4 protein-coding genes are annotated in these 6,000 nt (G+C 39.5%); all 4 read left to right on the plus strand.

Features of this window, described 5'->3' with window-relative positions; genetic code table 11:
* The first annotated feature begins 26 nt into the window (after window positions 1–26).
* Window positions 27–2,381 (plus strand): ribonuclease R, encoded by a 2,355-nt coding sequence (gene rnr, locus HT731_RS06950; protein ID WP_173278261.1) that lies wholly within the window; start codon window positions 27–29, stop codon window positions 2,379–2,381.
* Window positions 2,344–2,811, plus strand: a complete 468-nt coding sequence (gene smpB, locus HT731_RS06955; protein ID WP_001051750.1) for an SsrA-binding protein SmpB — start codon at window positions 2,344–2,346, stop codon at window positions 2,809–2,811. Before rnr ends, smpB begins: the two co-directional genes overlap by 38 nt.
* A gap of 14 nt (window positions 2,812–2,825) precedes the next feature.
* Entirely contained in the window at window positions 2,826–3,686 is an 861-nt protein-coding gene (gene tehB, locus HT731_RS06960) for an SAM-dependent methyltransferase TehB (protein WP_173278262.1), read from the plus strand.
* Window positions 3,687–3,932: 246 nt separating this feature from the next.
* The coding region (locus tag HT731_RS06965; protein ID WP_173278264.1) for a YSIRK-type signal peptide-containing protein at window positions 3,933–6,000 on the plus strand (2,068 nt) is incomplete at its 3' end.

Consider the following 6,000-nt stretch of genomic DNA (forward strand, 5'->3'; position numbering starts at 1 on the left):
GAAAAGAAAAAATCTAGAAAGAAAATATGAAAGAAATTATAAAAGAATATTTACAAGACAAGGGAAAGGTGACTGTCAATGACTTGGCTCAGGCTTTGGGGAAAGATGGATCCAAGGATTTTCGTGAGTTGATTAAAACCTTGTCTCTAATGGAAAGAAAGTACCAGATTCGCTTTGAAGAAGATGGCAGTCTGACATTAGAAATTAAGAAAAAACATGAGATTACTCTCAAGGGGATTTTTCATGCCCATAAAAATGGCTTTGGCTTTGTCAGTCTGGAAGGCGAGGAGGACGACCTTTTTGTAGGAAAAAATGATGTCAACTATGCTATTGATGGTGATACCGTTGAGGTCGTCATCAAGAAAGTCGCTGACCGCAACAAAGGAACAGCTGCCGAAGCCAAAATTATTGATATCTTAGAACACAGTTTGACAACTGTTGTCGGCCAAATCGTTCTAGATCAGGAAAAGCCCAAGTATGCTGGCTACATCCGTTCGAAAAATCAGAAAATCAGTCAACCGATTTATGTTAAGAAATCAGCCCTTAAACTGGAGGGAACAGAAGTTCTCAAGGTCTTTATCGAGAAATACCCAAGCAAGAAACACGATTTCTTTGTCGCAAGTGTACTAGATGTGGTGGGGTACTCGACGGATGTCGGAATTGATGTCCTTGAGGTTTTGGAGTCTATGGACATTGTCTCAGAATTTCCAGAGGCTGTTGTTAAGGAAGCAGAAAGTGTTCCTGATGCTCCGTCTCAAAAGGATATGGAAGATCGTCTGGATTTGAGAGATGAGATTACCTTCACCATTGATGGCGCGGATGCCAAGGACTTGGACGATGCGGTGCATATCAAGGCCTTGAAAAATGGGAATCTGGAGCTTGGTGTTCACATCGCAGATGTTTCCTACTATGTGACCGAGGGTTCTGCCCTTGACAAGGAAGCTCTTAACCGCGCAACTTCTGTCTATGTGACAGACCGTGTGGTCCCAATGCTTCCAGAACGACTGTCAAATGGTATCTGCTCTCTCAATCCTCAAGTTGACCGCCTGACCCAGTCAGCTATTATGGAGATTGATAAAGATGGTCGTGTGGTCAATTACACTATTACACAAACGGTTATCAAGACTAGCTTTCGTATGACCTATAGTGATGTCAATGATATCCTAGCAGGCGATGAGGAAAAGAGACAAGAATATCAGAAAATTGTTCCAAGTATTGAACTTATGGCTAAGCTCCATGAAACTCTAGAAAACATGCGTGTGAAACGTGGAGCCCTCAATTTCGATACCAATGAAGCCAAGATTTTAGTGGATAAGCAAGGTAAGCCTGTTGATATCGTTCTTCGTCAGCGTGGTATTGCCGAGCGCATGATTGAGTCCTTTATGTTGATGGCCAACGAAACAGTTGCTGAGCATTTTAGCAAGCTGGATTTGCCTTTTATCTATCGAATTCACGAGGAGCCAAAGGCTGAAAAGGTTCAGAAGTTTATTGATTATGCTTCAAGCTTTGGCTTGCGTATTTATGGGACCGCTAGTGAGATTAGCCAGGAGGTCCTCCAAGACATCATGCGTACTGTTGAGGGAGAACCTTATGCGGATGTATTGTCCATGATGCTTCTTCGCTCTATGCAGCAGGCTCGCTATTCGGAGCACAATCACGGCCACTATGGATTAGCGGCTGACTATTACACGCACTTTACTAGTCCGATTCGTCGTTATCCAGACCTTCTTGTTCACCGTATGATTCGGGATTACGGCCGTTCTAAGGAAATAGCAGAGCATTTTGAACAAGTGATTCCTGAGATTGCGACCCAGTCTTCCAACCGTGAACGTCGTGCCATTGAGGCTGAACGTGAAGTCGAAGCCATGAAAAAGGCTGAGTACATGGAAGAATACGTGGGTGAAGAATATGATGCGGTTGTATCCAGCATTGTCAAGTTCGGTCTCTTTGTCGAATTGCCAAATACGGTTGAAGGCTTGATTCACATCACCAATCTGCCTGAGTTCTACCATTTCAATGAACGTGATTTGACTCTTCGTGGAGAGAAATCAGGAACAACTTTCCGTGTAGGTCAGCAAATCCGTATCCGAGTTGAAAGAGCCGACAAGATGACAGGTGAAATTGACTTTTCATATATCCCAAGTGAGTTTGATGTGATTGAAAAAGGCTTGAAACAGTCTAGTCGTAGTGATAGAGGGCGTGGTTCAAGTCGTCGTTCGGATAAGAAGGAAGACAAGAGAAAATCAGGACGCTCAAATGATAAGCGCAAACATTCACAAAAAGACAAGAAGAAAAAAGGAAAGAAACCTTTTTACAAGGAAGTAGCTAAGAAAGGAGCTAAGCATGGCAAAGGGCGAGGGAAAGGTCGTCGCACAAAATAAAAAGGCGCGCCACGACTATACAATCGTAGATACGCTAGAGGCAGGGATGGTTCTGACTGGAACTGAAATCAAGAGTGTACGAGCTGCTCGAATCAATCTCAAGGATGGCTTTGCCCAAGTAAAAAATGGGGAAGTCTGGTTGAGCAATGTTCATATCGCTCCTTACGAAGAGGGCAATATCTGGAACCAGGAACCAGAACGTCGTCGCAAACTCCTGCTCCATAAGAAACAAATCCAAAAGTTGGAACAAGAGACCAAAGGGACAGGAATGACCTTGGTTCCCCTAAAAGTCTATATTAAAGATGGTTATGCTAAGCTTCTTTTAGGACTTGCCAAAGGGAAGCATGACTATGATAAACGGGAGTCAATCAAGCGACGTGAGCAGAATCGTGACATCGCGCGCGTGATGAAAGCAGTCAACCAGCGATAAAAAGAGGAATGAAGATGGAAAAACTAGTTGCCTATAAACGCATGCCTTTGTGGACTAAAGAAACCATGCCAGAGGCTGTTCAGCAGAAACACAATACCAAGGTTGGGACTTGGGGGAAAATTACTGTCTTGAAGGGAGCTCTCAAGTTTATTGAATTGACAGAGGATGGCGAAGTTCTAGCTGAGCATCTCTTTGAAGCGGGGGCTGACAATCCAATGGCACAACCACAAGCTTGGCACCGAGTGGAGGCTGTAACAGACGATGTAGAATGGTATTTGGAATTTTATTGTAAACCTGCGGATTATTTCCCTAAGAAATACAATACCAATCCTGTTCATTCAGAGGTTCTAGAGGCCATGCAAATAGTAAAACCAGGGAAAGCCTTAGATTTGGGCTGTGGTCAAGGCCGTAATGCACTCTTTCTAGCCCAGCAAGGTTTTGATGTGACAGCAGTAGATCAAAATGAGCTTTCTCTTGAAATTTTGCAAAGCATTGTGGAGCAGGAAGATTTGGATATGCCAATTGGTCTCTACGATATCAATTCAGCCAGCATTGGGCAAGAATATGATTTTATCGTGTCAACTGTTGTTCTCATGTTTCTACAAGCGGACCGCATTCCAGCTATTATTCAAAATATGCAGGAGAAAACCAGTGTTGGTGGTTACAATCTTATCGTTTGTGCTATGGACACGGAGGATTATCCTTGCTCAGTGAACTTCCCATTCACCTTTAAAGAAGGAGAATTGGCATACTATTACAAGGACTGGGAATTGGTTAAGTACAATGAAAATCCAGGTCATTTGCATCGTCGCGATGAGAATGGCAATCGTATTCAACTACGCTTTGCGACCATGCTAGCTAAAAAAATCAAATAAACATGTATGAAGGTTGGGGAATTTCCTGATCTTTTTTAAAATGCTAAATGTTATAAAAATGTAATATTTCTGACTATATGATTTTTATTTCAAAAAAATATATAATTATATTAAAAAATCTCTTTATATATATATATATACGAATAAAATTATAATAGATTAAAAAATATGGAAAATGTTCTATTGAATTTTTATAGTAAAAGAGTATCATATAATATGATAAAATATTTTTTTGGAGGAAATTAAATGTTTCATAAAGGTAAACACAATCGTGAAAAGCAATTACGTTTTTCTATTCGTAAGGTCAGCTTTGGTGCAGCTAGTGTCGCAGTAGCTGCCTTGTTCATGTTTTTAGGAAATGGAGCAGTATCTGCTGCAGAGCAAGGAGTGTCTTCAACTAATGGGGAGACTCAAGCACCGCAACCTAAAGATCAGAATGTCCAGAATGGGACCTACGAAGGGAACACAGTAGCAATTAGTCCTGCTGCAACAGTAGAGACAAATACTCAACCTTCAACAGTTGAAAATAGTTCTTCACCAGAATCAGCACCTCAGAAGGTGGAGACTCTAGACAAGAAAGAATTGACAGATTTAATCAAAGAAATTGATGGTAAGCTTTCTCAAGGCACATACGCTAGTAAAACAGATAATAGTGTAAATCAATTAAAAACAGCTTTAGATGAAGCAAAATCTGTATTAAATAAAGCAAAAACACAAGCTGAATTATCACAAGCACATGCAAACTTAGTTGTAGCAACAACAAAATTACAAACAAAACCAGAAGAGAAAAAAGAAGCACCAGCGGTAGACACTACAAATGGAAAAGCTACTGTAGGTAAAAAAGCAACAAATACTGAGAAATCTTCAGAATCTAATTCGATTGCAAACTCAGGTTCTAAAGATAAACGTAATGGAAAAGTATTAGATACAAATAATCCATTCCGTACAGATACAACTCCTAGTACGACAGATGATACATCAGCAAATCAAGTATTTGATAATCCAGTAGAAGGTGCCGATGTAAAAACCCTTTCAAATAAGTTGGAATCATTGCCTGAGACGATTCAGAACAATGAAAAAATTCAGAATATGGATGAACTTGGAGATAAAACAGGGGTTGCAAGAGGGGATGTAAAAGAAATTCATGAATTTGGGGGATGGAATGCTGTTACTGCAGATGGAAATCCAGGAAAATTTGCTATAGCAAGAAAAACGGATAAGGGAGTATTTCCAATTGAGACAGTTAACACAGTATGGAGTTCTGGAAGAAAAATATATCAAACTTGGGTATTAGAGCAATCTTTTGATAGAACTAGTGATTATATGTTATTCTTATCAAAAGTTAGGACACAGGCAAATAGAGAAGAAGAAACGTTTGATGGTTCTAAGTATGTGCATACAGGTGAAGCCGGAAATATTGCTAAAGGTGTTAAAGGATTTAATGGAATTCAAAAAACATTTAAAGCATACTCAAAAGAACACGGTTCCAAAGTAGTTGTGTCATTCAAAACTGGATATACTGGAGATATTGAAGGTACTAAAGCACAGTATAAGGTCGAAGTAATCATTAATCGTAATGGAAAAGAAGAAAAATTATACGATCAAACATTTAAACCACAAGAGGCTCAACAAAATGATGAAATGACAGTTGTTAAAGCAAGTGATGGGAAAAATAGTCCTCAATTTATTACTACGCCAGATACACCGTCACCAACAAAAGAAGCTTTGGATGCGAAAATTGCTAATAATAAACCAAATGGTACGGGTGGAACATTTACTAGTAAGGAGATTGAAATACCTAAAGGTGTAACTGAATATACAGTTCGAATTAGTTCAGCAGATAATCAACATTTGGGAATGGGATATCAATCAGTGCATAGACACTATGCACTCCCACTGACAGGTTCAGATTTTTCAATTAAACAAGATACAAAAAATGTTGCGAAGGATTTACTACAGAGAATCCATACTAGATTAGTAGAACAAAAATCAGAAGATACTAAGTGGTCTACTCCTGAAACTAAGGGTGCTTATGAAACAAAATTGACAGAGATTGATAATTTACTTAATTCAGGAATAAATACTACAAGTAACTATAAAGAATCTGCTAAGTCACTTATTGAAAAATATAACTCTTTGAACAATAGAGATACAATTGTTGCAGCAGCGAAAGCGGACTTAGAAAAAGCAGCGCAAGCCGAAAAAGCAGAAATCGCAGCAGATAAGAGCTTAACAGAAGCTGAGCGTAAAGAAAAAGAAACAGCAGTAGATACTAAGAAAGCAGAAGAAGAAGCTAAGATTACAGCAGCAGAAA

Origin of the sequence: Streptococcus sp. k-163, assembly GCF_013277555.1 — a bacterium.
Lineage (GTDB): Bacteria > Bacillota > Bacilli > Lactobacillales > Streptococcaceae > Streptococcus.

Coding starts and splice junctions, on each gene's coding strand:
- rnr (WP_173278261.1), top strand. CDS start 27: ATGAAAGAAATTATAAAAGAATATTTACAAGACAAGGGAAAGGTGACT.
- smpB (WP_001051750.1), top strand. CDS start 2,344: ATGGCAAAGGGCGAGGGAAAGGTCGTCGCACAAAATAAAAAGGCGCGC.
- tehB (WP_173278262.1), top strand. CDS start 2,826: ATGGAAAAACTAGTTGCCTATAAACGCATGCCTTTGTGGACTAAAGAA.